Source organism: Arthrobacter sp. (assembly GCF_048266065.1).
Lineage (GTDB): Bacteria > Actinomycetota > Actinomycetes > Actinomycetales > Micrococcaceae > Arthrobacter_H.
Genome location: NZ_JBLXAH010000002.1, coordinates 436,125 through 461,616 on the forward strand (window position 1 = coordinate 436,125; position 25,492 = coordinate 461,616).

A 25,492-nucleotide genomic window follows, 5' to 3' on the forward strand; every position below is an offset into this window, starting at 1 on the left:
ACGGCGTGGTCCCCGCTCTGGCGGGGGCCACGCCTTCTTCATGCAGTCGCGGCGACCCGTTCGATGATGCCCTGGTGAAGGGCGCGGATGCCGCCGCGGTCGATCCGCACGTCCACGATGCGCCGACGCACCGGTGAGGTGGCCGTGGGCCCGGCGGCCAGCACGGGCCCCAGCGCCCGGTGTTCCTCAACCCGGACGTAGTCCAACCCGTAGGCCGCGGCCAGCGCCCGCAGGTCAACGGCCTGCGGGGTGGCGAAGTAGCGTTCGACGGTCCCCGCATACGCCGGCCGTTCGGCCAAGGCACCGTGTTCGAGCGTGGAGAAGATGGCGCCCCCGGCGTCGTTCAGGACCACCAGGTCCATGGGTGGGACGTCTTCGCCGACCCCGATGAACAGGCCGCCGACATCGTGCAGGAACGTCACGTCGCCCACCAGGACGGTGGTGCGCTCCCCCGTGTGGTCCGGTGAGCCCAGGGCGATTCCCGTGGCGGTGGCCAGGGTCCCGTCGATCCCGGCGAGACCGCGGTTGGCATAGACGGGGCGCCCCGTTGCCCCGGGGGCCGCCGCCAGATCGGCGTCACGGATCGCGTTGGAGGAGCCCAGGACCAGGGGCCCGGCGTCGGCGTCCCACACCAGCCGCGCCAGTTCCAGTCCGGTCGGGGCCTCCCCGGCGATCGCCGTGTCGATGATGCCGGCGGCCCGCGCCGCGGCACGCTGCCATGCATCCAGCCATGCCGCGGGTGCCCGGCCGGCGAACGCCGCAAGTTCCGTCAGTTCGGTGATGACCCGGTCATCGCGGCGCCCGGGCTCGAACCAGGCAACCGGTTCCGGAACGTAGAGCGCCGAGGGGTGCGCATGCCGGTCCAGCAGCCGGGCGACCGGTCGGCTGAGGGTCGGGCGGCCGAAGACGACCACGCGTTCGATCCGGTCATCGAACTCCCGCAGCAGGACGCGGTAGGGGCCGATGGCCTGCGGGCCGAAGCGCGCGTTGGAACTCGGTTCGGCCAGCAGGGGCAGGTCCAGCGCCCGGGCGAAGCGCTCGGCCAGGGCTGTCGCGTCGTGGCCGGCCACCACCACGGTGCGGCGTTCGGGCAGGTCGGCCTCGCGGACCAGGTCCATCAGGCTGGTTTCACCGTCTGGTGCGCCGGCGCCCGTGGGGGTCGGGGCGGGGAGGCCGGGGGCATCCCCCGCATCCGGGGCAGCGTCATCGTCCCCGGGAACCAGCGGGTCGCGGAAGGCGAGGTTGACCTGCACCGGCCCGCGGACCGACTGCTGGACATGGGTGTGCTGCGTCGCCGGCGGCGGGGTGTTGGTGCCCGCGGCGAGGGGGTTCAGGTCGGCGTCGCCGCCGGTGAGCGTCATGCCCTCGCTGGCCAGCAGGGCCCTGCGGATGTCGGCTGCCGGGTCCAGGCCGGCCTCGACGTCGACGCTGCAGCGCACGTGGGTGCCGTAGAGCCCCGCCTGCCGGGTGGTCTGGTTCGCACCGGTGCCGCGCAGTTCGGCGGGACGGTCCGCGGAGACGACCACCAGCGGGACGGCTGCGTGGTTGGCCTCCATGACGGCGGGCAGCAGTTCGCCCACTGCCGTGCCGGAGGTGGTGACGATGGCGACCGGACGGCTGGTGGCCAGGGACAACCCCAGCGCGGTGAATCCGGCGTCGCGTTCATCGATGCGCACATGGACCCTCAGCACGGTGCGTCGTTCGGCCTCGGCGAGCGCGTAGGCCAGCGGCGCACTGCGGGACCCGGGACACAACACGACGTCGCGGACGCCCTCATGCGACAGGGTCCGCACCGCCGAGCGGGCGGCGTCGAACGAGGTCAGCTGTGCATCGGGCGAGGTCATGGGAACCATCCTAGGACGGCTCGGCTCCCAGCAGCCGGGCGCAACGGCGCAGCCGGTCGATCCACCACTGCCGGCGGTCGGCCGGGGCTGCGTGGCGGCGCAACAGGTCGGGGTCCGCCTGCACATCGCGCAGGTCCAGGACGCCATCACGGGCTTCGTAGCGCTCGACGCTGACGTCGGCTTCGAGGAGGGACACGGTGCCCAGCCCACAGGCATGGGGCAGTTCGGGCAGTGCTGCGGCCAGGGCCACGCCGGCGCGGATGCCCACTGAGGAGTCCAGTGCCGAGGAGACGACGGCGGGGAGCCCGGCCTCGGCGACCAGGTCCAGGGCGCGGCGGATGCCGCCGAGCGGTTGGGCCTTGACGATGATCAGGTCGGCGGCGCCGGCGCGGGCGACGGCCAGCGGGTCGGATTCCTTGCGCACCGATTCGTCGGCGGCGATCCGGATCCCCAGGCCGCGGCGGATGACCTCGGCGCGCAGCCGGCCCAACCCCTCGATGCCGGCGACCGGTTGTTCGGCGTACTGCAGCTCGAAGCCCGCGAGTGCCTCCAGCCCGGCCAGGGCCTGCTCATGCGTCCAGCCGGCGTTGGCGTCCACCCGCAGTGCGGCGCCGGGCAGGAGGCGGCGGACCTCGGCAACCCGGGCCACGTCGTCGTGCAGTGTCTGGCCTTTTTCGGCGACCTTGATCTTCACGGTGTGAGCGGCGTCGAAGGTGGACAGCACGGATTCGACCTGCGCGGCGGACACTGCGGGGACGGTGGCGTTGACCGGCACGGTGGTGCGGACCGGGGCGGGGAATCCCTGCCAGCCGGCTTCGATGGCGCAGCGCAGCCAGGGCGCCGATTCGTGGTCGTCGTATTCGGGGAACGGGGAGAACTCGGACCAACCGGCGGGGCCGTCCAACAGCAGCACCTCCCGGTGGGTGACCCCGCGGAAGCGCACCCGCATGGGCAGCGACACCACGTGGGCCGCGGCGACCAGTTCGGCGACGCTGGGACCGGGCGCCGACGTGGTCTTCATCTCGGCGCGGTTCCGTTCGGGAACTGCGTCGGCGGCGGATGCGTTGTGCGGGATGACCATGAACACATCGTATCGGCGTCGGCTCCGCCGCAGAGAGGGCCGGTTGTGGGACGCTATAGGCAAATGAACGACACCATGGAAATACCGGTTGTGGGAGGCGGTTCCCATCGGGCTGCCCGCAACCCGGGGCTCTGGATCCTGGCGATGCTGGTGTTGGCCGGGTTGTTCGGCGTGGCCTACTGGGCGTTCGTGCTCACGCCCACCGGCCAGCAGGCCGACGACAATGCCCTGCGCGGGGCCATCTCCTTCGTCAACGAGGGCCGGACGCGCTCGGCGGCGGTGTCCTTCCTGAATGAGCTTCCCCTGGTCTCGGGAGGCATCGCCTTGCTGGCCCTGCTGACCGCGGCGATCGTGCGGCGCAGCCTGTATGCCCCGCTCGTTGCCGCCCTGGCGTTCGGTGCGGCAGCGGGCAGCACCCAGCTGCTCAAGCACCTGGTGCTCACCCGCCCCGACATGGGCATCTCGGAGGCGACGATGAATTCGTTCCCCTCCGGCCACACCACGGTGGCGACCTCGGCGTTGATCGCCGTCTTCCTGGTAACGTCCCCGCGGTGGCGGCCGCTGATCGCCACCTGCGGGGGACTCTACGCCGCGGTCACCGGCATCTCGACGTTCGCGCTGGGCTGGCACCGCCCCTCTGACATCGTGGCGGCCTACCTGGTGGCCGGTTTCTGGGGCCTGCTGGCCGGGTTGGTCATCCTGCGCCGGCAGCCGTCCTGGAACTGCTGGGATGGACCCGACGCGTTCTGGGCCTCTTCGGGAACCTGGCCGACCCTGTTGTGGTTCCCCGGGGTTGTGGGATTCATCGGTGCCGTGGGCGTCTACTTCTTCGTCTCCCAGCTGGGGCCGACGGCAGGGACCACCGAACAGAACTGGTTCCTGGTCTCCGGCGCGCTGTTGGTCATCGGTGCGGCGGGGTGCCTGTTCGGGTTGCTCTGCGGCGTCTTCTCCCACCAGACGCGGCGGCGCGGCCGCTGGCGCTGAGCGCCGTTATCCGGCCCGTCGGGGTCTGCGTTCGTCGAGGCTTCCCGGCGGCGCTGCCCGGGGGATGAAATAGGCGAAGAGCCCGGCCCCGGCGAGGGAGACGACGGCGACGGCCACCACCCCGGCCCCCAGGGTCGCTGCCGCCGTGACGGCCGAGAGCAGCACCGGCCCACCCATGACGCCCGCGTCGGAAATCAACCGCCAGAACCCCAGGAACTGGGGTCGACCCACCGCCGGCGAGTGGTCCGCCCCCAGCGTCATGACGATGCCGGAACCGATGCCGTTGCCGAATCCCAGCAGCATGGCGACCAGCAGCAGGGTCCACGGCCCGCCGGTCAGCGGCATCAGCGCCAGGGCGATGCCCATGACCAGCATGCACGGCACAGCGACCCAGGTCCTGCCCTTGCGGTCCATCACCTTGCCGGCCGGGTAGAACACCAGCATGTCGATGGCCCCGGAGACTCCGTAGACCAGCGAGGTGGACGAGGCATCCATCCCCAGCTGCTCGGCCCAGAGCGGGATGACTGCCTGCCGGGTGGCGCGGACGGCGGAGATCATCACAACGCCCAGGCCCACGGTGGCGTAGATGCGCCAGTGGGCGGCGACGATCCCGCGCAAGGTGACGGAGCCGGCGTCGTGCTGGTCCCGCCCGGGCTCCCCCGTGGCTGCGCCCTGCCGACCGGCGGTGTCGTGCCCTTCGAGCTCGGGGATCTGGATGGACACCAGGGTGGCGGCGACCATGGCGCCCAGCCCGGTCCAGTACGCGCCGGACAGCCCGAGGAAGTGCATGGCCGCCGCCCCGGCAAAGGGCCCGATGAACAGGCCGATGCGCAGGGTCCCGCCCAGCCCGGACATGGCGCGGGCCCGGTGGCTCAGCGGCACCGCATCGGTCAGGTAGCTCTGCCGGGCCAGGTTGAAGACCGAACCGGCCATTCCGATCATCAGCACGCCGGCGGCGAAGACCAGGAGGTTCCCGGCGGCGAGGCAGGCGGCCATCCCGACGGTGGCCCAGCTTGCCGCACCGATCATCGCGACGCGTTCCCCCAGCCGGGCCACCAGCAGGGAGGCGGGGACGTTGGTCACCAGCGACCCGATGCCGATCAACGTGATGACCAGTGCCGCCTGCGCGACGCTGGCGCCCAGGTCGCGGGCGCTGAGGGCGATCACCGGCAGGATGCATCCCTGTCCGACGGCGTAGAGCAGCGACGGCGCGTAGACGCGGAACACCATGGACCCCAGGCGGCCCCTGCCCTCCGGGGATGTTGCGGCGGCGATGCCCCTACGCCCCCTGGACGCCGGCGGTGTCCCTCATCCGCTCGACGAGGTAGCGGGACTGCAGCGGGGTGTACGGCAGGATCGGGATCGCCTTCGTCGCGTCGGCCGAGGATTCGCTGATCGCCGAGGCGCACATCCTGATGCCCTGGCGCAGCTGGGCCAGCTGGGTGCGCACGAAGTCCATGTCGACCATCCGGCCATGACCCGGCACGATCGCGGGGTAGAGCTCGTCGATGGCGATGATCTTGCCCAGGGTCTGGCCCCATTGGCGGGGAAACGAGTCGGAAAACGAGGGGTCTGCCCCCTCCTCTACGAGGTCCCCGGCGAACAGGACGGTGCCGGAACCGACCAGCAGGTCGCCGTCGGTGTGTCCGCGGCCCAGGTGGAACAAGGTGATGGAATGCCCGCCCAGGTCCAGGTCGACCGGTTGTGCCTCCACGCGGTGGCTGGGCAGCACGACGGCGGTATGCTCGCCCTCGCCGGCTGCCATCGCCGGATCCGCGGTTTCCACGAGCCCGCGTTGTTCCGCCCCCGTGGCCGCCATGGTGTCCACCGCGCGGGCATGGGCCCAGATCTCCTCGACCCCGTGGGCAGCGAAGTACGCATTGCCGAAGAAGTGGTCGCCGTGGGCGTGGGTGTTGACCAGCACCAGGGGCAGGTCGGTGAGTTCGCGGACCGCTGCATGCAGTTGTGCGGCTTCCGTGGGTCCGGCCCCGGAATCGATGACGGCGGCCCGGTCGTCGCCGATCACCAGTCCGGCGTTGACGCCGAACGCGTCGAGCCGCAGGAACCACGTGCGCTCCCCCGCCTGGGTCCAACGTCCCGGGGTTTCCTCTTCTGGCATGGCCCATCCCTGTCCCGGCGTCGGCCGAGCCCCTGGAGGAGACGGCTGCGCCCGCATCGTGTCGGCAGTGTTGTTCCGACTCTAATCCCCCCGGGCCCGTCAGCGGGGTCCCGGAGGGCGGGGCCGCGTAAACCACTGAAATCTTGTGCGTGGCTAGGGTGCTTCCCGCGGATCAGCCTCCGGAGCCAGGCCCAGTTGGAGGGCCAGCAGCCGGATCGTCTGGTGGAACATCTCGCCGGCGTCGGTGAAGGTCGAATCCCCGAAATGTCCGAAGACCTCGAAATTCACGGCGCCGAAAAGCCCGGACCAGCAACTCATGCCCCGGGCGATGAGTTCGACCGGCACGGTGAGCCCGTACTCGTTCCTGAGCGTTTCCAGGTCGGTGGCCAGCGGGGATGGCAGGTCCACAGTCCTGTTTCCCTGGGCGGGCGGCCAGTGGAGGTCGCCGGCCTGCCACGCATCCTCGATGATCGCGATCAGGGCCACCACGACGCGGGTTCCGGCGTCGTTCGTCCGCTCGGCGGGAGCCTGGTAGCCGGGCACGGGCGTGCCGAACAGCAGCGCGTAGCGTGCCGGTTCCCCCAGCGCCCAGCTGCGGACCGCGCCCGCCAACGCGAAAAACCGGGCCAAGGGATCCGCGGAGGCCTCGGCAATGTCGGCATCAACCCGGTTCCCGAGGTCGTTGTAGGCGTCGACGATCAGCAAGGTGAGCAATTCGTCGCGGCTGGACACGTAACGGTAGACGGCGGAGGAGACCACACCGAGGTCACGGGCAACGGCACGGAGCGACAGGGCGGCGGCTCCCTGGCTCGTCAGGTGTTCCCTGCCGATGCGCAGGATGTCTGCCATGGTCTGTTCGCGGGCCCGCTGGCGCGGTGTCTTCGTCTCGCTCATGAACCCATCAAAGGTCATCAGCGTGAGCGCCGTCAACTTTAGAGAGCACTGCTCTTGACGCGATGACGACACAAGCTTAACCTCAAAAGCGAGAGCACCGCTCTTCCTTTTTGAATCTACGTTGGAGTACACCATGGCACAGCAGTACCTCGTCACCGGGTCGGGCCCGGTCGGCACCACGATCGCGCTTCAATTGGCCGGCGACGGCCACCAGGTCACCCTGGCCACGCGCTCCGGTTCAGGGCCCACCCATCCGCTCATCACCCGCGTCCGCCTGGACGCCACCGATCCCGCAGCGGTCCAATCCGCGATCTTCGGTGCGTCAGCGGTCTTCCACTGCATCCACGCCGCCTACACCGTCCAGGCGTGGCGCGCCACGCTCCCCCGGGCCGAAGAGGTGGTGTTGGCCGCCGCGGGCGTCCAGGGCATTCCCGTTGTTTTCCCCGAAAGCCTCTATTCCTACTCCCGACCGGACCAGATCATGCACGAAGGTTCCCCGCGGACGGCGGCCGGCGGGAAGCGCGGCATTCGGGCCGAACTGCTGGCTGCCCGCGCAGCATCATCCACCCCGACCGTCAGCATGGTCGCGTCTGACTTTTATGGGCCCCACGCTGAAACTGCCCATGCCGGTTCCAGGATGCTCGAGGCGGTATTCGCCGGACGGCGCCTCTACGCCTTCGGCAACCCCCGCTTGCCGCACTCATTCACCTACGCCCCCGACCTCGCCGCAGCGATGATCCGCGCCGCCGACCTGCCCGAAACATGGAACCGTGTCCTCCACGCCCCCACGGCTCCGCCCAGCACGCAGGAAGGCATGGCCGCCGCCTACGCCCGGGCCGCAGGCCTGCAGGCACCGAAAATCACCGGCATCCCCTCACCGCTGCTACGCGCGCTCGGACTGGTCCACTCCGGCAGCCGGGAGCTGGCAGAAATGGCCTATCAGTTCGACAAGCCCTTCGTCATGGATTCCAGCGACAGCGAGGCAGTGCTCGGACTGCTGCCGACGCCACTGGAGGAAGGTGCCGCTTCCACCGTGGCCTGGTGGACGAGGCAGCGTGCGCTGCAGCAAGCCTGACGAGGGCCCGGGCCGTCGTCGTGACAACGGTCCGGGCCCCGTCGGGTTCACAGGTCGGCGAGGACCGATCCCGGGTTTTCGATGGCGTCGGCGACGTAGCGCAGGAAGCCCCCGGCCGTGCCACCGTCGCAGACCCGGTGGTCGAACGTCAGGGTCAGTTCGGTGACCTTGCGGACCTGCAACTCCCCGTCGACGACCCACGGGCGGTCGATGATCCGGCCCACCCCGAGGATGGCCACCTCGGGATAGTTGATGATCGCCGCGGAACCGTCGACGCCGAAGACCCCGTAGTTGTTCAGGGTGAACGTGCCACGGGTGAGCTCGGCCGGCGTGCACTTGCCCTCACGCGCGACGGCTGCCAGCCGCCGGACCTCGGCGTCGAGCTGCCGGGCACTCATCTGCTGCGCGTTGGCGATGCTCGGCACCATCAGCCCGCGGTCGGTCTGCGCCGCAATGCCCAGGTTGACGCCGGAGAACGAAATGATCTCCTGGCCGCCGTCCCCGGTTTCCTGGACCCGGGTGTTCAGCTCGGGGTACCGGTCCAGTCCGGCGAGGGTGAACCGGGCGATGAAGGCCAGCAGCCCGGGGGTGTTGTGGGGATCGGCCGTCTTGAGCTTGGAGCGCATCCGCACCAGTTCGGTGGCATCGACGTCCACCCACACGGTGGCCTCGGGAATTTCCCGACGCGACGTGCTCATGGCCTGGGCGATCGACTTCCGGACGCCCTTCAGCGGTGTCCGTGCAGCAATCCCCAGACCGGAGCGCGCGTCCGCGTCGTCCACGGACGCTGCCGTCCGCAGGGGCACTGCCGGGGCAGTCTCCGGGCTCGCGTCCGACGTGCCCGCTCCCGAGTCGATGGCCGTCTGCACATCAGCGCGCAGAACCAGCCCCTGCGTCCCGCTGCCGGTCAGCGTGGCCACATCGATGCCGTTGTCGCGGGCCAGTTTGCGGACCAGCGGCGAAATGACAGTGGGCGCCACGGCGCGGAGAGGGGCCTGCGGCGCTGCGGTGTCCGCGGGCAGGACCGCTGCGGGCGTCGCGGCCTGCGGCGTCGTCGCGCCCCGGGGCGCGCGGGAACGCCGGGTGGCTCCGGCACCGCCGGGGGTCCCGTAGCCGATCAGGACATTGCCCGACCCCTCGGAGGCCCCGGCCTTTTCCTCCTCGCGGTAGGACTGGGCCCGCTCGTCACCCGCGGCGGGAGCCGCGGGTGCCGGCGCTGCGGATTCGGCGGCAGCGGCGGCGCCGTCCTCCACGGATACCAGCGGCTTGCCCACATCCATCGTGTCACCGGGTGCTCCGTGGAGCTGGTGCACGGTGCCGGCGAACGGACTGGGCACCTCGACGAGCGATTTGGCGGTCTCGACCTCGGCGATCGGCTGGTCGACGGCCACGGAGTCGCCCTCGGCCACCAGCCAGTTGACCAGGTCGGCCTCGGTCAGGCCCTCGCCCAGGTCGGGCAGCAGGAATACCTTGATGGCCATGTCTAGTCCTCCCACTGCAACAGGTCGACGGTGTCCAGGATGCGGTCCACGCTGGGCAGGAAGTAGTGCTCCAGCTTCGGCGAGGGGAACGGGACATCGAACCCGGTCACGCGCAGCACCGGGGCCGCCAGCGAATGGAAGCAGCGTTCCTGCACGCGGGCGGTGATCTCCGAGGCCACCGAGGCGAACCCGGGCGCCTCGGCGATGACCACGGCGCGGCCGGTCTTGCGGACCGAGGCGCAGACTGTCTCGTCGTCGAAGGGGACGATGGAACGCACGTCGATGACCTCCAGTGAACGGCCCTCCTGCGCGGCCGCCTCGGCCGCGGCCAGGGCGGTGGACACCGACGGGCCGTAGGCGATCAGCGTCGCGTCGGTGCCGGGGCGGGCGATGGCGGCACGGCCCTCGGTGGGGTGCTCCCCTGCCGAGGCAGCGGCGTCGTACGCGGTGCGCAGCGCGTCCAGGTCCACCGGGTCCTTGGAGAAGTAGAGCTTCTTCGGTTCCAGGAACACCACGGGGTCATCGGAGTCGATGGCCTCGCGCATCATCGTGTAGGCGTCGGCCACCGTGGACGGGGTCATGACCTTCAGCCCCGGGGTGTGCGCGTAGTACGCCTCGGAGGAGTCGCAGTGGTGCTCGACCCCGCCGATGCCACCGGCGTAGGGGATGCGGATGACCACCGGCATGTCCAGGGCGCCGCGGGTGCGGTTGCGCATCTTGGCCAGGTGCGAGGCGATCTGCTCGAACGCCGGGTAGGCGAACGCATCGAACTGCATCTCGATCACCGGGCGCATGCCGTTGATGGCCATGCCGATGGCCATGCCCGCGATGCCGGATTCGGCCAGCGGGGTGTCGAAGCAGCGCTGCTCGCCGAAGCGGGCGGTCAGCCCGTCGGTGATGCGGAAGACGCCACCGAGCGTTCCGATGTCCTCGCCGAAGAGCACGACGGCGGTGTCGGCTTCCATGGCATCGGCCAGTGCTGCATTCAGGGCCTTGGCAAACGTGACGGGCTTCGGTCCGGAGGCCTCGGCGCGTTCTGCGGCGCGGACGGTGGCCTGGGCCGTGGCGGCGCTGACGTTGCCGTTGGCCTCGGAGGAGGTGGTGATATGCGGGCTCACTTGGCGTCCCCTTCCCGGGAGAGTTCATCGGCCAGCAGGGCTTCCTGTTCGGCCAGCTGCGGGGTCTGGTGGGCGTAGACGTGGGCGAACAATTCCAGCGGATCGACCTCGGGGTCCTGGTTCAGCCCGTCGCGCAGGGCCTTGGCGGTCTCCTCGGCGTGGGCGGCGATCCGCTCGGAAGCGGCATCGTCGAGCAGGCCCTTGCCCTGCAGGTAGGCGGTCATGCGGTTCAGCGGGTCCTTGGCCTGCCAGGCCTGGACCTCGGCGTCCTGCCGGTACCGGGTGGCATCGTCTGCGTTGGTGTGGGCCTGCATGCGGTACGTGTGGGCCTCCACCAGCAGCGGGCCGGAGCCGGTGCGCGCCAGCTCGACGGCGCGCCCCAAGACCGCCATGAGGGCCACCAGGTCGTTGCCGTCCACCCGCTCGCCGGCCATGCCGTAGCCAACGGCCTTGTGGGCCAGCGATGGGGCCACCGACTGCTGGGCCAGCGGGACGGAAATGGCGTACTGGTTGTTCTGCACGAAGAAGATCACCGGCAGGTTGAACACCGCGGCGAAGTTCAGCGCCTCGTGGAAGTCGCCCTCGCTGGTGGCGCCGTCGCCGCACATGGCCAACACCACGGTGCCCTCCCCGCGCAGCTTGGCCGCGTGGGCGACGCCGACGGCGTGGAGCAGCTGGGTGGTCAACGGGGTGGACTGGATGCCGACCTTGTACTGGCGCGGGTCATAGCCTCCGTGCCAGTCGCCGCGGAAGAGGATCATCGTCTCCAGCGGATCGACGCCCTTGGCCATCACGGCCACCGAGTCGCGGTAGGTGGGGAACATCCAGTCATCGGCGCCCAGGCAGAGGGCGGCTGCCACCTGGCAGGCTTCCTGGCCGTGGCTGGAGGGGTAGACGGCCATGCGGCCCTGGCGCACCAATGCCGAGTTCTGGTCGTTCGCGCGCCGGCCGATGACCAGCTGTTCGTAGGCGTTCATCAGGGTTTCGTCATCGGGCAGCGGGTACTCATGCCCGGGCTCGGTCCCCTGGTCCTCCGCGGGACGCAGTTTGCCGGTCTCGTCGACGATCTGGATCTGGCCGCGGGACGGCAGCAGGTAGTCCTCGACGGAGATGCCGAAGTGGCGGCAAACGGTGTCGAGGTCGGCAGCTTCGGCGGCGTGATGCCCACCTGGCTCGGCGCTCATGATGTACTCCTTTGTAGTCTCCCGGACGCCCGACGAACCGCATGAAGGCGTGCATCGTCGAAAGCACTTCGTGACTCAAGTATGCGAACTGCGAACGGATCGTATCCACTTGTTCAAAAATGCTTGGAATATTGCGAACAAAGAGCGTATTCTCAAAGACATATTGTCAATGTGAGTGGCGTTACACGAAGATCTGTGGACGCCCGGATCTGGGAGGACCCATGGACTCGATCCCCGTGCGGCTCGACGATGTCGACCACCGCATCCTGGCGGAGCTGACGCGTGACGGCCGGCAGTCCGTGACGACGGTGGCGCAGAATGTCCATGTCTCCCGCGCCCATGCCTATTCACGGATCAACCGCTTGCAGGACGAGGGGGTCATCACCCGCTACATGGCGGTGGTCGATCCCGTGAAGGCCGGCCTGCGCTCCTCGGCCTACGTGACCTTGAAACTGCGCCAGCACTCGTGGAGGGAACTCCGCGAACGCCTGGCCGCCCTGCCCGAGGTCCACCACATCGGACTCGTCGGCGGGAACTTCGATGTCATCCTGCTGGTGCGGGCCAAGGACAACGTGGACCTGCGACGCGTGGTGTTCGAGAACATCCAATCGATGCCCGGAGTTTTGGACACGCAGACGTTCCTGATCTTCGAGGATGTCGACACCCGCTGACGCCGGCAGGCGGACCGGCGCGGGAATCCTCAGAAGGAAGCCAGGGAGTCTCGTCGCAGCAGGGGAACCGCAGCGGCACCCGCCAGGAGAACCCAGAGGCAGAGCACCGGGATGCTTCCCACCAGGGTCGCCACCGCGCCGCCTGCCAACGCTGAGACCGGCATGACGCCGAGGGTCACCGTGCGCTGGGCCGACCCCACCGAGGCCAGCTCGGATGGATCAACGCTGCGCGGAAGGACCTCGGCTCCGGCGACAGCCGCCGCGGATACCAGGAACGCCCAGCCCCAGGATTCGACAGCCAGCCAGAGCAGATCCGGGCCGGGGAGCTGATGCCAGAAAATGGCCAGGACAACCACGGGCATCGACAACGCGGCGGTCCCCATCCGCAGCCGGCGCAGGCCCAACTTCTTCGTGAGCCATGGTCCAGCCGCCGCCCCGAGAATCGCCCCGACGGCCGCAACCAGCCCCAACGCGGCGAACACCGCCGGGGCGATGGACAAATCCCGCATCACAAAGACCGGCATGACCGTGTTGCCGACCATCGCTCCTGCATTGGTCAGGCTTCCGGAAAGCGTCAGCCTCCACAATGCCGGTCGGCGACGCAGTGTACGGAAGCCGTCCAGCAGATGCGCTGGCCGCCGCCCTGCGCCACGCGGGGCGACGGCGACCGGAGCCATCGCAATCCCACGCTGCAGGAGGACCGATGCCGCGTAGGCACTTGCCGCCACGACCAGGACAACCAGGATCCCGGGCGATGCCAAGAGAGCACTTCCAGCCACCACCGCTGCAATGGATGCGCTTTGTCCGACGACGGCCAACCGCGAGTAGGCGCCCTTGAGTCCCTCGGGGTGGACCAGTGCGGGGACCACCGTGCCATGCGCTGTGGTGAAGACGACGTCGGCGATACCGACGAGTACCGCCCCTCCTGCGAGCACCGGCGTCGAGATCCAACCGCCGATATATGCCAGGGCCAATGCCGCCAGCGTGCAACAACGGGCCGACGTCGCCCAGGCCATGACCGCGCGCCGATCCCGACGGGAATCGACAAATCGTCCGATCGGCATGCCCAACAGGAGGAAGGCGCCCAGGCCGATGGCGTTGAGCACGCCGACGAAACCGGCCCCGGCGCCCAGAACCGCGACCGCGAGGATGGGCAGGACGGTGCGGGTCAGGGTGTCACCAAAGTCTTCGGCGGCCCCTGTTGCCAGAAGATGGCGAAAGGCAGAGGACTTGCCGCAGGTAGTCCGTCGGGCGGCCAAATCGTTGGCGGTCATCATCATCCTCTCCATCGCGTCAGGTTGTTCCTGACAGATTGTCAGGTTTAGCCTGACATGGCAAGAGAACGTAGGCTGGCTTCATGGAAAGGCGGAAACATGCAGATTGAAGACGCGGCCGATAGCGACCACCCCTTCATGTGCTCCTTTTGCCTCCGCCCACGCGAGGAGACCGGCTGGCTGGTGGGAGCGCCTACCGCCTCCATTTGCCGTTCATGCTCGGAGTCCGCCCTCGAACTGCTCCGGTCGGCGCCCACGGAGCCCGCGGACTTCCACGGGGCTCCCTGGGATCGGCTCAACGAACTCGAGTTGCTGGCACAGCTGCCCCGCGTCGCCCACGCGCGCGACGACGTCGAACACCACCTGCGCACGTGGGTGCATGCCGCGCGACGGCGGGGTATCAGCTGGGCGGCGATAGGAGAAGCGCTCGGCATGTCACGCCAGTCGGCGTGGGAACGATTCAGGGAGACATCCGCGAGAAGGGGCGGCCCCGAAAAGTCCCCACGGTAGCCGCTCCGACCAGTCTGGCTGGCCTACCGCGGGCCTTCACAGCAGTGCAGGCCACCTGGCGATCGGGATGGATGCCCGCCTAGGTCTTCTGTCGGCGGCCTGCACGTTGGGCAAAACGATCGATGGCATCCAGGATCTCATCGCTACGCCAGAACGGCCCGAGCCGGTGTTCCGCCTTTGACTGCAAGATGCCTGCTTCAACCAGGGCTTTCAACGGGGGATAAACATTTGGTTGCTTCGCGCCGAGTTCGGCTGCCGCCGTAGCCGAGTCGATCACCGGTCGTCGGGCCACGAGATCCAGAAGCCGCCACGCATTGCTGCTCTTGCGGACACGAAGGCGCTCCGTCCACGATTCCTGGATGTCTTCGATTTCATCGACCAGTTGACGCGTGTTCGCCGCCGCCCTCAAGGCGGCGTTGGCGAATGCCCTGATGATGGGCGTGATGTCTCCGGCGCGGTAGGCGGTGAGCGCCTGGTGGTAACCGTCGATGTCGGCCAGCAGTCCCGCGGAGACGGGAACAGCCACATTCCTCGTCACACCGCGGAACCGAAGGATCGACTGGGCCAGAGCCCGCCCCGTTCTGCCGTTGCCGTCGGCGAATGGGTGAATTGTCTCGAACTGGGCATGGCTCACAGCGACCGAGACGAGTGGTGGGATGTCGAGACGCATGGAGAAGGTGGCTACGTCATCGACCAAGGCCGGAACCCGTTCGTGGTGCGGTGCTACATAGTCGGCGCCAAGGGGAGTATCACCACGCGTACCGATCCAGACCGGCTCATCGCGCCACTGACCTGCGGGATGAATGTGTTGTCCAGCCATGAGCACCTGGTGCATCTCCAGAATCGCCGTGGCCGAAATGTTCTCCGCTAGCCGCAAGGCCGCCGACATTGCCCGCGTGTTCGCCGCAACCAACAGGGCATTCCGGCTCTTCTTGACACCCAGTTCGGCGCTGAAGATGGCCCGGGCGCTAGCCGTCAGGTTCTCAATCTGCGACGAAGAGGCAGATTCGGCCCGAAGCAGTACTGGCGCAAATTGTGCGACTTTGTGCCCGATCTCAGCATCGAGCCTGGTGAGCTCGCTTGAGGCTTCATGGGCCAGTTGAAGCACTTCGCCGCCTGGATCCGGAAATTGCTCGGCAATACGCGCAGGGAGTGCCGACTCATAGCGCCCAGCCCGGGACGCAGACTGGCCTCCAAATCCGGCAGCGGCAGGCACCCACGTTTGTGGTTCCCAGGCAATGCCGGGCCACCGGCCTGCACCGTGCGCACGGGACGATTCGTTACCCATAAAGCACCCATTCCGGAATTATGACATAAGGAGTTACTCATAATCTTCACATGGGATCTTATGAGTAACAACCCCCACGGCTCCGGCGGGGAGGCGCATACCCCGCACGGGGACAGGCCGGTGGGTGACTGCCTCGCGCTTCAGCCCTTGAATTCGGGTGTGCGCTTCTCCTGGAAGGCCTTGAATCCCTCGGCGTAGTCGTCCGTGGCACACAGCGCGTCCTGCGCGCGGTTCTCGTTGGCCATGGACTCCCAGAGCCCCAATCGCTGGTCGCGGACCTCGGCGACCAGTTGCTTGGAGGCAACGAACGCCTGGGTGGCCCCGCGGGCTACCTTGCCGACAATGCCCCGGGTGGTTTCCAGCAGCTCATCGGCGGGCATGGCGCGGCTGAACAGCCCCGAGCGCACCGCCTCGGCACCGGAGATCAGTTCGGCGGTGTAGACCATGTCCAGGGTGCGGTGCGCGCCGAGGCGTTCGGTGAACAACCAGTGCCCTCCCGAATCCAGGGTGGCCCCCAGGTTGGCGAAGGGGGAACCGATCTTGGCGTTCTCCGCCACGTAGACCACATCGGTGGCAATCGCCAGGCCCAGGCCGACGCCCAGGCACGCGCCCTGCACGGCGGCGAAGGTGGGCGCCGGGAAATCGGCCATCTGGCGCATCAGCGGTTCGACCAACCCGCCGAGATACCCCTGGACGTCGTCGTCGGCGGGGACCACCCCGGAGATGTCGCGGCCGGCGCAGAAGCCCCGCCCCTCCCCGCGCAACAGCAGGGCACGGACCTCGCCGGTGGAGACTGCGAGTGCCGCGTTCTCGTAGACCCGGGACAGCTCGCGCAGGGCGTCGGCGTCCAGCGCGTTCATCTTCTGCGGGGCGTTGAGGACGACTTCGGCGATGCCGTCGGCGATGGTCAACTCGATCATGCGGGCGCTCCTAGGCGTCGAAGTCCACGGACACGGCGTCCGAGGTCGGGTGTGATTGGCAGGTCAGCACGTAGCCGGCCTCGATCTCCTCGGGCTCCAGCGCGTAGTTCTCCTCCATCTGAACCGTACCGGTCACCAGCTTGGCCCGGCAGGTGCCGCACACGCCGCCGGCGCAGGCGAAGGGGACGTCGGGGCGCACGCGCAGTGCGGCGTTCAGGATGGTCTCGCGTGCGGACATCGGGGACTTGACCTGCCCCTGGAGTCCGTCGAGCTTGAACTCGATCTCGTAGTTCTCCCCGGACTCATCCTCGACGACCGGGCGGCCGCTGTGGCCCTCGGGGCGGGTCGGCGTCCCGGTGGTGAAGAGCTCGTATCTGACCTTCTCTGCCGGGACGCCCTGCTCGGAGAGGTTGTCGCGGACCAGCTGGACCAGCTCGAACGGCCCGCAGAGGAACCATTCGTCGATCTGGTCGGTGCGGATCACCGAGCCGAGCAGGGTGGTGAGCTTCTCGGCGTCGATCCGTCCCGAGAGCAGCGGCGAGATCCGCTGTTCGCGCGAGAGCACGTGGTGCAGCGCGAAGCGTGAGGGGTAGCGGTCCTTGAGGTCGGCCAGTTCCTCGAGGAACATCACGTCCATGGCCGCACGGTTGGCGTAGACCAGGTCGAAGTGCACGTTGTCGTTGGCAGCCAGCACGGTCCGGGCGATCGCCATGACCGGGGTGATGCCCGATCCGGCGGCGACGGCGACGAAGTTGTGGCTGGTGCTGGTGTCGATCGATTCCGGGTCGTTCAACCCGGTCATCTTGTGCTTGGAGATGAAGGCACCGGAGGGGCTCATCACGTCCATGGTGTCCCCGGCCCGCAGCGATTCGTTGGCCCACGTGGAGAACAGCCCACCGAGGTCGCGCTTGATGGCCACCCGGATCTCGCCGGGTTTCGGTTCGGCACAAATCGAGTAGCTGCGCCGCACCTCGGCCACGTGGCCGTCGGCGTCCTCCAGCTCCTTGCGCAGGGCCACGTACTGGCCGGGCAGGTAGTCGTAGTCCTCGACCAGTTCGTCGGGCACCTCGAAGGTGACCTCGATGGCCGCGGCGGTCAGGCGGCGGACCTCCCCGACGGTGAGCGTGTGGAAGGAGGCACGACGGCGGGGCGCAACTCCCGCGGCGTCGCTGTCGGGGGTCTGGGTCGTCTCTGTCATGAAAGCACCTTGAAGTAGTCGAAGGGTTCCAGGCACTCCCGGCACTGGTACAGCGCCTTGCAGGAGGTGGACCCGAAGCGGGAGAGTTCCTTGGTTTTCAGGCTGTGGCAGCGCGGGCACTTGACCGCCATCCCCAACGTCACCGGGCCACGGTGGCCGGTGCCGGTGGGCGGGGCGATCCCGTACTCCTCGAGCTTGGCCTTGCCGGATTCGGTCATCCAGTCGGTGCTCCAGGCCGGTGAGAGCACCAGATCGACTGAGACGTCCTGGTAGCCCTCGGCACGGAAGGCCGTCTGGAGGTCCTCACGGATGGCATCCATGGCCGGGCAACCCGAATAGGTGGGGGTGATGACCACCCGCACCCCGCCGTCGTCCTCGAGGTGGACACCGCGCAGGATGCCCAGGTCCTCGATGGTCAACACCGGGATTTCCGGGTCGGTCACGCGGGCGGCAATGGCCTGCAGATCGGTCATGGTGCTGCTCATGGGGTGCTCCTTACCAGCTGGCGCCGGGATGTTGGCGGGCCAACACCTGCATCTCCGCCAGCACGTAGCCCAGGTGCTCCGAATGTTCGCCGCGCCGGCCGTTGCACATCGCGAACGGCACGGTCGGGACCTCGAGCCCTGCGGATTCCAGGACTGCCGTGAATTCGGCCAGCCACGGCTCGCGCAGGGTGGAGGGGCGGACGCCGGCGTCGCCGAGTTCGTCGTGCAGGTCCTCGTCGCCGAACAGCTCGTCGACATAGGGCCAGATGACCTCCAGGGCGTGGCGCATCCGGGCCGCCGATTCGTCGGTGCCGATGCCCAGCCGGCGCGTCCACATGATGGCGTGGTCGCGGTGGTAGTCGACCTCCTTGACGGCCTTGGCGCTGATCGCCGCGATCGTCGGATCGGAGGAGTCCAGCAGTGCCGTGTAGAGCAGGTGCTGGTAGATCGCCACGGCCAGCTGGCGCACGATCGTGACGCCGAAGTCGCCGTTGGGCTGTTCGAAGAGGTGCAGCGACCGGAACTCGGACTCCTCGCGCCAGTAGGCCAGGTCGTCCTCGCTCTTGCCCCACGCCAGGCCGGCGTAGGAGAGGAAGGAGCGGGCGTGGCCGAGCTCGTCCAGGGCGATGTTGCCCAGGGCGATGTCCTCCTCGATCTCCGGTCCGCGGGAAATCCAATGGGACAGCCGCTGGGCCAGGATCAGGGCGTCGTCGCCCAGGCGCAGCGCATACTGGGCGACCGGCTCGGACGGGGCATCCTTCTGCAACTGGATGTCCTCCGGACGCAGGGCGTTGCCGGGGGTGATGCGCGTGGCCGAGGCGGTGGAGTCGCCGTAGCTGTCGGCCTCGTGGGTCTCGGTGTGGCTCACAGGTGCTTCACGCCTTCGCTCTTCTTGTAGTACGTCGCGTGGCGGTAGTCCTTGCCCTGCGGGGACTCGAAGAACTGGCCCTTGGAGTCCGGATCGGAGGCGACGATGTCCTCCGACGCCACGACCCACAGGGATACGCCCTCGTTGCGGCGGGTGTAGAGGTCGCGGGCGTTGCGCACCGCCATCTCGGCGTCGGGTGCGTGCAGGGATCCGGCGTGCACGTGGGAGAGCCCACGGGAGGAACGGACGAAGACCTCCCAGAGGGGCCATTCGCGCGTGGAGGGGGTACCGGCGTCGTGCTGGTTGTTTTCCTGGGCCACCTAGGCCACCTCGGCTTTCTGTTCCATCTTCTCGGCGTAGGCCGCTGCGGCTTCGCGGACCCATGCGCCCTCGGCGTGGGCGTCGCGGCGGCGCTGCAGGCGCTGGGAGTTGCAGGGTCCGTTGCCGGAGATCACTGCCTTGAACTCGTCCCAGTTCAGGTCCTTGTGGAGCCACTTCCCGGTCTCCTCGTCGAAGCGCAGCTCCGGGTCGGGCAGGGTCAGGCCCAGGACCTTGACCTGTTCGGCGATCATGCCAACGAAGCGCTGGCGCAGATCGTCGTTGGAGAAGCGCTTGATCTTCCACTTCATGGACTGCTGGGAGTTGGGCGAATCGCCGTCCGGCGGGCCGAACATCATCAGCGAGGGCTCGTAGAACCGGTTGATGGCGTCCTGGGCCATCTTCTTCTGGGCCTCGGTGCCGGCTGCGAGTTCCATGAGGATCTCGAAGCCTTGGCGCTGGTGGAAGGACTCCTCCTTGCACACCCGCACCATGGCACGGCCGTAGGGGCCGAACGAGGCGCGGCAGAGCGGGACCTGGTTCACGATCGCCGCGCCGTCGACCAGCCAGCCGATCGCGCCCATGTCGGCCCAGGAGCGGGCCGGGTAGTTGAAGATCGAGGAGTATTTGGCCTTGCCGGTGAGCAGCTGGTCGTTGAGCACGTGGCGCGGGGTGCCCAGGGTCTCGGCCGCGGAGTAGAGGTAGAGGCCGTGGCCCGCCTCGTCCTGGACCTTGGCCATGAGGATCGACTTGCGCTTCAGGCTCGGGGCGCGGGTGATCCAGTTGGCCTCCGGCTGCATGCCGATGATCTCGGAGTGCGCGTGCTGGGAGATCTGGCGGGTGAGCGTCTTGCGGTACCCCTCCGGCATCCAGTCTCGCGGCTCGATGCGCGAGTCGTCGGCGATGACCGCGTCGAAATGCTCCTGTGCCGCCTCTTCCCCGGGCGTCAGCACCGTGGACAGGGGGCCTTTCGGGTCGTTCTGTGCAGCCATGGGGGCTCACCTCACTGTGACAAGAATCTAATTACTGACCGTTCGGTCAGGATATGTGGTCCGTCACCCATTCGTCAATTGCCGCGTCGGGGAACAGACCGCGGGCCCGCCCCCTGGAGGGACGGGCCCGTCGGATCAGTTCGACGCGGAGTCGGGGTCGTCGCCCAGCTCCTCGGCCAGGTCCTCGTCCAGGTCCTCGTCCAGCTGCTGGTCCAGCCCGCTGCTGCCGTCCCCGCGGAGGGATTCATTGGCCAGTTCGTCGGCCTCCGGATCCTCCAACGTGCCGTCGTCCTCGAGGAGGTCCGCCTCGTCGTCGACGTACGCGGGATCCTCCTCCTCGACATACGCCGGCGCACGGAGCGGGTCGTCTTCGGCCATGGTCACTTCATCATCGGAGGATCCCTCGGCGGGCTGCCCGTCGCGGCCGTCCATCGGCACCGGTTCCAATGGATCGCCGGTGGACTCTTCGGGGTCGAGCCCGTAACCGGCGTCGGGCACCGGTTCCATGGCGGGGTCGCGGTCTGGGGTAGTGGAACTCATGTGCTGCTCCTTCGGTCGGGGCCTGGTCACGGCGGCAGATGCCGCCGTCGTCCGTCCCGCTGGCTGACGGGGTGGACCCGAGATCACCGTAGGCACGCTGTGTCGCCCCGGACAAGGGGCCGCGTTTGAGCAGGATCGAAGAAGCCGAACCCGGGCCGGCGGGCCTACGGTGGATCCATCACACCGGACCGACCGACGAGGAGCACGACGATGGCGCAGAAGTCCAGCGCAAGGAATTCCAGCGGCCCCGCCTTCACCGACGACGAGCGCGCGGCCATGAAGGAGCGCTCGCAGGAACTGAAGAAGGACGCCCGCCGGGGCACCTCGAAGAAGGCGGCGGACGGCGAGGCCGACGTGCTGGCCAAGATCGCCGCCATGGACGATGCCGACCGCGCCATGGCGGAGCGGATCCATGCCATCGTCCGGGAAGCGGCCCCCGGGCTGGCCCCGAAGACCTGGTACGGCATGCCCGCCTACGCGCGGGGCAAGGACGTCGTGGTCTTCTTCCAGGACGCCGGGAAGTTCAAGGCCCGGTACTCCACCCTGGGATTCAGCGACAAGGCGGCACTGGACGACGGGCCCTTGTGGCCGAACTCCTACGCGCTGTCGGAGATGACGCCCGAGGCCGAGGAGCGGATCCGCGAACTCATCATCCGGGCCGCCGGCTGAGGAGCACGCGTCCCCGACACCAACGACGGCGGGAACCGGGCCTGTGCCCGGTTCCCCCCGTCGTCGTGATAGCCCGCGTCGCTACAGCACCTTGGAGAGGAATTCCTTGGTGCGTTCCTGCTGCGGGTTGCCGAAGAGCTGGTCCGGGGTGCCCTCTTCACAGACGACGCCGTCGGCCATGAAGATCACCCGGTCCCCCACTTCGCGGGCGAAGCCCATCTCGTGGGTGACCAGCACCAGGGTCATGCCGGAGGTGGCCAGGTCGCGGATGACCTGCAGGACCTCGCCGACCATTTCGGGGTCCAGGGCGCTGGTGGCCTCGTCGAAGAGCATGATGCCGGGGTTCATGGCCAGCGCACGGGCGATCGCCACCCGCTGCTTCTGCCCGCCTGACAATGCCGCCGGGCGGGCGTCGGCCTTCTCGGCCAATCCCACGCGGGTGAGCAGCTCGATGGCCTTCTTCCGGGCCTCCGCCTTGGAGGCCTTCTTCGACTCGACGGGTGCCAGCATGACGTTCTCCACCACCGACATGTGGGGGAAGAGGTTGAAGTGCTGGAAGACCATGCCGATGTGGCGGCGGACCTCGTTGATGTCCACCTTCGGGTCGGTCAGGTCGAACCCGTCGACCACCACCGTGCCGCCGGAGATGTCCTCCAACTTGTTCAGGCAGCGCAGGAAGGTCGACTTGCCCGAGCCCGAGGGCCCGATGACGCAGACGACTTCGCCCTCGGCGACCTCGGCATCGATGCCCTGCAGGACCTCGTTGGAGCCGAAGGACTTGCGCAGGCCCTTCACCTCGATCATCGGCTTGCGGGCCGTATCCGTAGTCGATGTGCTCACTTGTTGAACCTCCGGTCAGCGAAGTTGGCGAGCTTCGTCAGCAGCATGACCGCCACGAAGTAGATGACGCCGACGATCAACAGCGTCTCGGTGACGCGGAAGTTCGCCGCGTAGATCTGCTGGCCCTGGTAGAGCAGTTCGGCGAAGCCGATGGCCAGCAGCAGCGAGGAGTCCTTGAGCATGATGATCAGCTGGTTGATCAGCGACGGCGTCATGATCTTGAACGCCTGCGGGACGACGACCTTCTGCATGGACTTGCCATACCCCAGCCCCAGGGACCGGCTGGCCTCCATCTGGCCGGGATCAACCGACTGGATGCCGCCGCGGACGATCACGGCGACGTAGGCCCCCGAGTTCAGCGACAGGGTCAGCACCGCTGCCACCCAGATGTTGATCGGCACGCCCGTCAGTTGGGGGATGCCGAAGTAGAACATGAAAGCCCACAGCAGCAGCGGGGTGCCGCGGAAGATGTTCACGAACGTCGTGGAGATGCCCCGCACCACGATGTTGCGGGCAATCTTCATGAAGCCCGCAGCCAGGCCGATGACCATGGCGACGACGAACGAGATGCCGGTGACCAGCAGGGTGTTCTTCAGGCCCTTGAGCAGTGCGGGCAGCGACTGCCCGAGCAGCTGCCAGAAGGTGGTCGGCTGGGCGGCCGTCGGATCGGCCAGGTAGCCGTCGACGATCTTGTCGTAGTCGCCGTTGGCCTTGATCTTGGCCAGGCCGTCGTTGAAGGCGGCCAGCAGGTCGGCGTTCTTGCCCTTGTTCACTGCGAAGCCGTAGGAACCGCCGGGAACCTTGTCGGTGACCGTCTTCAGTCCGTTGTTCTGGGCGATGCCGTAGGCCAGCACCGGGTAGTCGTCGAAGACGGCCACGGCATTGCCGGACTTCACCAATTCGTACATGCTGGCCGACTGGTCCAGTGACTTCACCGTGAAGTCGTACTTCTTGGCGATGGACTTGGCGAAGGTCTCGCCCTCGGCACCGGTCTTGGCGGTGACCGTCTTGCCCTTGAGGTCCTCGTAGCCCTTGATGTCGTCGTTGTCCTTGGCGACGGCCATCTGGACGCCGGATTCGAAGTAGGGCTCGGAGAAGTCGTAGACCTGCTTGCGCTCGTCGGTGATGGACATGCCGGCGATGACGCCGTCCACCTGGTCGGAGGTCAGGGCCTGCAGGGCTGCGTTGAAGCCCAGCGAGCGGATCTCCACCTTGAATCCCTGGTCCTTGGCGATGGCCCGCAGGATGTCCATGTCGATGCCGGTCAGTTCGCCGGAGGTGTCACGGAATTCGAAGGGTGCGAACGTGGTGTCGGTGCCGATGACGAAGGTCTTGCCCTCGACGGCCGAGCTGGATGTCGCGGTGTCGGCTGTGGCTCCGGAGGCGCCGAACAGCAGGGCGGCCACGGCCAGGAATGCCGCGACCACCGCCCCCGTCCGACGACGGCCCGGAGCGGCCGTTCTCTGATGGTGACGCAAGGTCGGTACCCCATTCCCTTGTGGTGCGGCCCGTGTTTACGGGACTTTGACTTCCTTAGACAATAGAGCATCGTGCTCCGTCTCACAGGGAGTGTTCAGCGGCGCGTGGTACTTCCGCACACCTGGGAGTGCAAGCGGCATCAGCCCGCTGGGTTGGCCAACCGTTCCGGCACCGCGAAGTCCGCCTGCCGCACCATGCGCATCCCACCCGGTCCGCGGAAGGCGGCTGCCCCGGCGTCGTCGAACTCGAAGACCAGTTCCTCGCCATAACCGGCGAAACCGTTGGGGTCCTTCGAGAGCAGGCGCGAGCCGTCCAGGACCTCCAACGCCTCGGTCGTCGCCGGGTCCGGGGCACTGCCCACATCCAGGCAGAACAGCTTGCCGCCGAGCTCGACGATGTCCTGCACACCCCAGAGTCCCGCAAACCGTCCGGTGTACCGTGCCAGCTCCCGTGGTGCCAGGCCGGAGTACGACGCCGGTGCCTCCCGGGCGGCCAGGGTCGCCAACGCGATGAGCTGCTCGCCCCAGGACGTGGCCGGCCCGTCGATGGCATTGGTCAGGACGCTGAGGGCGACTCCGGTTTCGGGCAGCGCCCAGCTGCGGGTGAGGTGCCCGGGGTAGCCGCCGCTGTGGCCGAACGTGGCGTGGCCGTGGACGTCCTGCAAGATCAGGCCCAGTCCGTAGTGCCGGCCGGGAACGCCGGCGGACTCGACCTTGCGCTGCATGCGTCGTTTGGAATGTTCGCCCACCAGGGATCCGTCCCCCGGACGATCAGGTGTTTCGGACAGCAGCGCCGACAGGAAGCGGACCACGTCGGCTGCCGTGGAGTAGAAGCCGGTGGCCGCGCTCAATGCCGCCGTGTCGATGTGTTCGATCACCGTGCGGCGTTCCAGGGTGTAGGGTTCCCCCGCCACCATGAGCGAACCGTAGCCGGTGGCCAACCGGTCGGCGCCGGCCTCCAGATCCGGGCCGGTACCCGTCAGCCCCAGTGGCCGGACCAGGTGCTCCCGGGCATAGTCGCGGTAGTCCTGCCCGCTGGCTGCCTCGATGACCAGGCCGAGCAGGCCGTATCCGATGTTTGTGTACTTGAAATGCTCGTGCCGGGAAATGATCCGTCCGTAGGCCGCAGTCTCCAGCAGGGCGGAGCGGTCGGGGAACGGGCGGCCCAGGACCCAGAAGTCCGAATCGCCGCCATCGCGGGTCAGCCCCGAGGAATGGGAGAGCAGTTCCCCCACCGTGACGTCCGCCGCGTCGGTTCCCGCGAGTTCGGGCAGGTGGTCGGCGAGCGCGTCTTCGAGAGTCAGCCGTCCGGTTTCGGCCAGCTGCAGGATGGCGGTGGCGGTGAACATCTTGGAATGGGAGGCGATGCGGAACTGGTGGTCGTCTCCCATCCGGGTGCCGGCGGCGACGTCGGAGAATCCGCCGCTGCACGTACCGATCAGTGTCCCGTCGACGGCAACGGCGAGCTGGAATCCCGGTTGGCGTTCGACGCCGCGCAGGTGCTCCAGGAAACGCGGGGCGTAGGCGAGGACCGATGTCCAGACGGGGATCGCGGGGTTGGCGGAGCGGGCGGGTGCGGAGTCAGCGTCATCGGTGGCCATGGGTTCATCCTCCCACCCGGGCGCCGTTCGGCCCCGGTTCATCTGCCCGCCACGTGCTCG

Annotated in this window: 25 protein-coding genes; 5 read left to right on the forward strand and 20 right to left on the reverse strand. The window is 68.3% G+C overall.

Annotation, left to right across the window (positions count from 1 at the left end):
* Positions 1–38 precede the first annotated feature (38 nt).
* Together menD and ACN0TP_RS05165 are read right to left on the reverse strand one after the other, a co-directional pair.
* A complete protein-coding gene (gene menD, locus ACN0TP_RS05160) occupies positions 39–1,844 on the reverse strand; it encodes a 2-succinyl-5-enolpyruvyl-6-hydroxy-3-cyclohexene-1-carboxylate synthase (protein ID WP_417217382.1) in 1,806 nt (601 codons plus the stop codon).
* A 10-nt stretch (positions 1,845–1,854) separates the two neighbouring features.
* Entirely contained in the window at positions 1,855–2,865 is a 1,011-nt protein-coding gene (locus ACN0TP_RS05165; RefSeq protein WP_417217508.1) for an o-succinylbenzoate synthase, read from the reverse strand.
* A gap of 135 nt (positions 2,866–3,000) precedes the next feature.
* Here ACN0TP_RS05165 and ACN0TP_RS05170 point away from each other — a divergent pair, with 135 nt between their 5' ends.
* Positions 3,001–3,909: a phosphatase PAP2 family protein gene (locus ACN0TP_RS05170; protein ID WP_417217384.1), complete on the forward strand. Its 909-nt coding sequence runs from the start codon at positions 3,001–3,003 to the stop codon at positions 3,907–3,909.
* 6 nt (positions 3,910–3,915) lie between these two features.
* Here the strand turns inward: ACN0TP_RS05170 and ACN0TP_RS05175 are convergent, their stop codons facing one another.
* From ACN0TP_RS05175 to ACN0TP_RS05185, 3 genes are all read right to left on the reverse strand, one after another.
* A complete protein-coding gene (locus ACN0TP_RS05175; RefSeq protein WP_417217386.1) occupies positions 3,916–5,139 on the reverse strand; it encodes an MFS transporter in 1,224 nt (407 codons plus the stop codon).
* 49 nt (positions 5,140–5,188) lie between these two features.
* A complete protein-coding gene (locus tag ACN0TP_RS05180) occupies positions 5,189–6,028 on the reverse strand; it encodes an MBL fold metallo-hydrolase (protein WP_417217388.1) in 840 nt (279 codons plus the stop codon).
* 153 nt (positions 6,029–6,181) lie between these two features.
* Positions 6,182–6,922: a TetR/AcrR family transcriptional regulator gene (locus ACN0TP_RS05185; protein WP_417217390.1), complete on the reverse strand. Its 741-nt coding sequence runs from the start codon at positions 6,920–6,922 to the stop codon at positions 6,182–6,184.
* A 133-nt stretch (positions 6,923–7,055) separates the two neighbouring features.
* On the opposite strand from ACN0TP_RS05185, the gene ACN0TP_RS05190 reads away from it, so the two are divergent.
* Positions 7,056–7,997 (forward strand): NAD-dependent epimerase/dehydratase family protein, encoded by a 942-nt coding sequence (locus tag ACN0TP_RS05190; protein WP_417217392.1) that lies wholly within the window; start codon positions 7,056–7,058, stop codon positions 7,995–7,997.
* Positions 7,998–8,044: 47 nt separating this feature from the next.
* Here the strand turns inward: ACN0TP_RS05190 and ACN0TP_RS05195 are convergent, their stop codons facing one another.
* From ACN0TP_RS05195 to pdhA, 3 genes are read right to left on the reverse strand one after another with little or no spacing between them, the layout of a single operon-like run.
* On the reverse strand, positions 8,045–9,478 hold the full coding sequence (locus tag ACN0TP_RS05195) for a dihydrolipoamide acetyltransferase family protein (protein ID WP_417217393.1): 1,434 nt from the start codon (positions 9,476–9,478) through the stop codon (positions 8,045–8,047).
* Between the two features lie 2 nt (positions 9,479–9,480).
* Positions 9,481–10,596, reverse strand: a complete 1,116-nt coding sequence (locus tag ACN0TP_RS05200) for an alpha-ketoacid dehydrogenase subunit beta (protein WP_417217395.1) — start codon at positions 10,594–10,596, stop codon at positions 9,481–9,483.
* On the reverse strand, positions 10,593–11,780 hold the full coding sequence (pdhA, locus tag ACN0TP_RS05205; protein ID WP_417217397.1) for a pyruvate dehydrogenase (acetyl-transferring) E1 component subunit alpha: 1,188 nt from the start codon (positions 11,778–11,780) through the stop codon (positions 10,593–10,595). Before pdhA ends, ACN0TP_RS05200 begins: the two co-directional genes overlap by 4 nt.
* Positions 11,781–12,001: 221 nt before the next feature.
* On the opposite strand from pdhA, the gene ACN0TP_RS05210 reads away from it, so the two are divergent.
* Positions 12,002–12,451, forward strand: coding sequence for an Lrp/AsnC family transcriptional regulator (locus ACN0TP_RS05210; RefSeq protein ID WP_417217399.1), 450 nt, complete (start codon positions 12,002–12,004; stop codon positions 12,449–12,451).
* A 29-nt stretch (positions 12,452–12,480) separates the two neighbouring features.
* Here the strand turns inward: ACN0TP_RS05210 and ACN0TP_RS05215 are convergent, their stop codons facing one another.
* Positions 12,481–13,740, reverse strand: coding sequence for an MFS transporter (locus tag ACN0TP_RS05215; protein WP_417217401.1), 1,260 nt, complete (start codon positions 13,738–13,740; stop codon positions 12,481–12,483).
* A gap of 123 nt (positions 13,741–13,863) precedes the next feature.
* Here ACN0TP_RS05215 and ACN0TP_RS05220 point away from each other — a divergent pair, with 123 nt between their 5' ends.
* Complete coding sequence (locus ACN0TP_RS05220) at positions 13,864–14,235, forward strand: ClpX C4-type zinc finger protein (protein WP_417217510.1); 372 nt, start codon at positions 13,864–13,866, stop codon at positions 14,233–14,235.
* Between the two features lie 79 nt (positions 14,236–14,314).
* Here the strand turns inward: ACN0TP_RS05220 and ACN0TP_RS05225 are convergent, their stop codons facing one another.
* From ACN0TP_RS05225 to ACN0TP_RS05260, 8 genes are all read right to left on the reverse strand, one after another.
* On the reverse strand, positions 14,315–15,343 hold the full coding sequence (locus ACN0TP_RS05225) for a Fic family protein (protein ID WP_417217402.1): 1,029 nt from the start codon (positions 15,341–15,343) through the stop codon (positions 14,315–14,317).
* 320 nt (positions 15,344–15,663) lie between these two features.
* Positions 15,664–16,443 (reverse strand): enoyl-CoA hydratase/isomerase family protein, encoded by a 780-nt coding sequence (locus ACN0TP_RS05230; RefSeq protein ID WP_417217404.1) that lies wholly within the window; start codon positions 16,441–16,443, stop codon positions 15,664–15,666.
* A gap of 10 nt (positions 16,444–16,453) precedes the next feature.
* Positions 16,454–17,641, reverse strand: coding sequence for a 1,2-phenylacetyl-CoA epoxidase subunit PaaE (paaE, locus tag ACN0TP_RS05235; protein ID WP_417217406.1), 1,188 nt, complete (start codon positions 17,639–17,641; stop codon positions 16,454–16,456).
* The gene (gene paaD / locus ACN0TP_RS05240) at positions 17,638–18,126 is read right to left on the reverse strand and encodes a 1,2-phenylacetyl-CoA epoxidase subunit PaaD (RefSeq protein ID WP_417217408.1); all 489 of its coding nucleotides are present in this window, start codon (positions 18,124–18,126) and stop codon (positions 17,638–17,640) included. The genes paaE and paaD overlap by 4 nt, the downstream gene beginning before the upstream one ends.
* Positions 18,127–18,136: 10 nt before the next feature.
* Positions 18,137–18,994 (reverse strand): 1,2-phenylacetyl-CoA epoxidase subunit PaaC, encoded by an 858-nt coding sequence (paaC, locus tag ACN0TP_RS05245; protein WP_417217409.1) that lies wholly within the window; start codon positions 18,992–18,994, stop codon positions 18,137–18,139.
* Positions 18,991–19,314, reverse strand: coding sequence for a 1,2-phenylacetyl-CoA epoxidase subunit PaaB (paaB, locus tag ACN0TP_RS05250; protein ID WP_417217411.1), 324 nt, complete (start codon positions 19,312–19,314; stop codon positions 18,991–18,993). The genes paaC and paaB overlap by 4 nt, the downstream gene beginning before the upstream one ends.
* Positions 19,315–20,304, reverse strand: a complete 990-nt coding sequence (paaA, locus tag ACN0TP_RS05255) for a 1,2-phenylacetyl-CoA epoxidase subunit PaaA (protein ID WP_417217413.1) — start codon at positions 20,302–20,304, stop codon at positions 19,315–19,317.
* A 135-nt stretch (positions 20,305–20,439) separates the two neighbouring features.
* A complete protein-coding gene (locus ACN0TP_RS05260; RefSeq protein WP_417217415.1) occupies positions 20,440–20,844 on the reverse strand; it encodes a hypothetical protein in 405 nt (134 codons plus the stop codon).
* A gap of 210 nt (positions 20,845–21,054) precedes the next feature.
* Here ACN0TP_RS05260 and ACN0TP_RS05265 point away from each other — a divergent pair, with 210 nt between their 5' ends.
* Positions 21,055–21,513, forward strand: coding sequence for an iron chaperone (locus ACN0TP_RS05265; RefSeq protein ID WP_417217417.1), 459 nt, complete (start codon positions 21,055–21,057; stop codon positions 21,511–21,513).
* Between the two features lie 81 nt (positions 21,514–21,594).
* Here ACN0TP_RS05265 and ACN0TP_RS05270 read toward each other — a convergent pair whose 3' ends face one another.
* From ACN0TP_RS05270 to ACN0TP_RS05280, 3 genes are all read right to left on the reverse strand, one after another.
* The gene (locus tag ACN0TP_RS05270) at positions 21,595–22,317 is read right to left on the reverse strand and encodes an amino acid ABC transporter ATP-binding protein (RefSeq protein ID WP_417217512.1); all 723 of its coding nucleotides are present in this window, start codon (positions 22,315–22,317) and stop codon (positions 21,595–21,597) included.
* Between the two features lie 32 nt (positions 22,318–22,349).
* Positions 22,350–23,780 carry an amino acid ABC transporter substrate-binding protein/permease gene (locus ACN0TP_RS05275; RefSeq protein WP_417217418.1) on the reverse strand — a complete coding sequence of 477 codons (1,431 nt, stop codon included), beginning with the start codon at positions 23,778–23,780 and terminating at the stop codon, positions 22,350–22,352.
* A gap of 191 nt (positions 23,781–23,971) precedes the next feature.
* A complete protein-coding gene (locus ACN0TP_RS05280; protein ID WP_417217420.1) occupies positions 23,972–25,432 on the reverse strand; it encodes a serine hydrolase domain-containing protein in 1,461 nt (486 codons plus the stop codon).
* Positions 25,433–25,492 lie beyond the last annotated feature (60 nt).